This is a genomic window from Mycobacterium sp., assembly GCF_035499775.1.
Classification (GTDB): domain Bacteria; phylum Actinomycetota; class Actinomycetes; order Mycobacteriales; family Mycobacteriaceae; genus Mycobacterium.
Genome location: NZ_DATJYB010000397.1, coordinates 1 through 2829 on the forward strand (window position 1 = coordinate 1; position 2829 = coordinate 2829).

General features: G+C 64.1%; 1 protein-coding gene and 1 pseudogene. Both read right to left on the reverse strand.

The annotated features are described in order from the left end of the window. Positions 1–2761, reverse strand: a 2761-nt coding sequence (locus tag VML93_RS24590) for a type I polyketide synthase (protein WP_325614884.1), incomplete at its 3' end; no start/stop codon positions are given. Positions 2762–2779: 18 nt separating this feature from the next. Continuing rightward, a pseudogene (locus VML93_RS38705) lies at positions 2780–2829 on the reverse strand (hypothetical protein); the annotation flags it as partial.

Consider the following 2829-nt stretch of genomic DNA (forward strand, 5'->3'; position numbering starts at 1 on the left):
AGTCGATCTCGTAAAGCAATGGACCCAATTGGGCGATCGGCGACGGTGAAGGGGACAATTCGGCGAACCGCACGCCGAGGAGCTCGAAGAATGCGGTGCCATCGGGACCACACATCGTGATGTCGGCGTATATGTCGGGTCCGCTGCCGCGGCGTATCACCGCGGTCACGGGAGCCGTCGGCGTCGGGCCGTGCCTGCGCACGGTTTCGACAGCGACCGGCACCGTCGTTCCCAGTGTCAGATCGTCGAATGCGGCAACGCCCTGCAGTGCGGCGTCGACCACGGCCGGGTGAGCGAGGTGTGTTGCGTCGGCCGATACCGGATCAATTGTCGTGACGATGACATCGGAGCCGACCCTTGCCTCGACAACCCGTCGGAACGCCGGACCGTATTGGAGACCACGGCTTTTCAGCAGATCATAGAACTCCTCATGGCTCAAGGCGTCACCGTCGATGCACGGCACCTCCACCTGCGGTGCTTCTACCTCCGCGTCGACTATTCGTGCTGTGCTGTGGACGATCCGATTGTCGGTGTCGTCGTAGGAGGAAAAGCTCAGCCGCATCGTTGCGGGTTCCAGGGCGACGGTGATAGTCGGCACCGCGTGGTCTTCTATGACGAGTAGGCGGGAGAACCGCACGGATTCGACTGTGAGACTTGGATGTTTTGTGCATTCGGCGGCTGCACACAAGAATGCGTCGAGGTACGCGGCACCCGGCAATACCACCATCCCGTCGACGACGTGGTCTGGCAGCCACGGTACCCGGGTAACCGACAACTCAGTCGACCATGCCATCGGGTGTTGGGTAGCTCGGGTGCCGAGCAGTGGACGGTCATCGACACCACCGTTCCGCTCCAGCTCCGCCTGACGGGACTCGGCGAACAGCGCCTTGTGTTGCCAGGGATAACCGGGGAGATCCGCATGTGGTGCGAGCGTGGACTGGCCCGGCGCAGTTCGGCCAAGGCAGCCCGCGCGGTACAGCTCCCCGACGGCGCCGAGCAGACGGTCGTGGTCACTCTCGCCGCGCTTGAGCGTGGCTGTGGCAACACCTGACTCCGCTTTCGCGGCCAATATCGCTCGAATGTTCCCCGACAGCACGGGATGCGGACCTACCTCGAGGAACACCCGGTGGCCCTCGTCGATCAGGGTTTCGATGGTGTCGCCGAATCGCACAGGTCGGCGCACGTTGGCGCACCAGTACTCGGCACCCAATTCCGGGAGGGTGACCTGCTGGGCCGTGACCGTCGAATACAGATGTCGTTGTGGCCGCAATGGCTGGATGTCGGCAAGCACCGTTGCTAGATCGTCGAGAATCGGATCCATCAGCGGGCTGTGGTATGGCACCGTCACCTGCAGGCGGCGGACGAAGACGTCCGCGGACAAGTCACGGTACAGGTGCTCGATCGCAGTGAGCGGACCGGCCAGCGTCACAGAATCGGGGCCGTTGACCGCCGCGACGACCACGTCGAGACCTTCTCCTTCGGAAAGTCGCAGCGCCACATCGCTTTCCGGCAAACCGACGGCCAGCATCCCCCCAGTGCCTTCCGTACTGGCCTGCAGACGCGCCCGGTGATAGCTCACCAAGAGTGCGTCGCGAAGGGTGAGTGCACCGCTGACAAACGCCGCGCTCACCTCGCCGACACTGTGCCCGACAATCGCAGCAGGTTCGACACCTAGCGCCGCGAGCTCGGCGACGAGCCCGACCTGCACAAGAAAGTTGGCCGGCTGAGCGTATTCGGTGCGCTGAATGCGGGAATCAGATTCGGGTTTGAGCAGTTCGTCGAGAATCGACCAGCCGGCGATCTCAACGAACAACGAATCGATCTCGGCCGCTGTGCGCGCGAAAGGCCCTTCCATGGCGAGAAGTTCGCGTCCCATGCCCCACCATTGAGGTCCGATGCCACTGAACACGAACACCGGTTTGGTTCCAGTCGGCACGGCAGCGCGGCTGATCGTCGTTGTTCCGGCAGCGACAGCGTCGAGATGTCGCGCCAGTTCGTCCTTGTCGGAACAGGGCAGCACGGTCCGGAACGAGTGATGCGCTCGGCGGCTCCATGCGGCTGAACAGAGATCGTCGATCGACGACGCGCAACCCACGGTGCCGCGCATGGCGGCGGCGACAGCACGGACAGAGTCTTTGTTGGCGGCCGAGATTGGGAAGAGCGCGATCGAAGGCCGTTCTGGGGCGGGCGCGGGCACCTCTGGGGCCTGGGCCAGGATGACATGGCCGTTGGTCCCGCCGTAGCCGAAGCCGTTGACAGCGGCAATGGCTCGACCCGACGGAGTGGGAAACGCTGTCGTCTCGGTGACAACCTCGATGTTGAGATCGCTGAACGGAATCGCCGGGTTGAGGTTTTCCAACCATGCTTGCGGCGGGATAATGCGGTGGCGTATCGCCAGGGCGGCCTTGATCACTCCCGCAACCCCGGCTGCGGCCTCCAGATGCCCGATCGATGGCTTCACCGAGCCGACAAGCAGTGGACTGGTCCGCAGCTCGGCCAGGCCATATGCCTCACCCAACGCGGTGACCTCGATCGGGTCTCCGACCGGTGTCCCGGTTCCGTGGGCTTCGACGTACCCGATCTCGTACGGAGCAAGATTCGCCTTCTCGCAGACAGCTTGCGCGAGATCACGTTGCGCGACCCCGTTGGGGACGGTGATCCCCATGGTGTGACCATCCTGGTTGGCCCCGCTGCCGGCGATCACGGCGTAGCTGCGGTCCCGGTCGCGCAGTGCTGCGTCAACGCTTTTCAGTACAAGCATGCCCGCACCCTCACCGCGGCCGTATCCGTCCGCGGCAGCGTCAAACGATTTGCTCCGCCCGTCGCGGG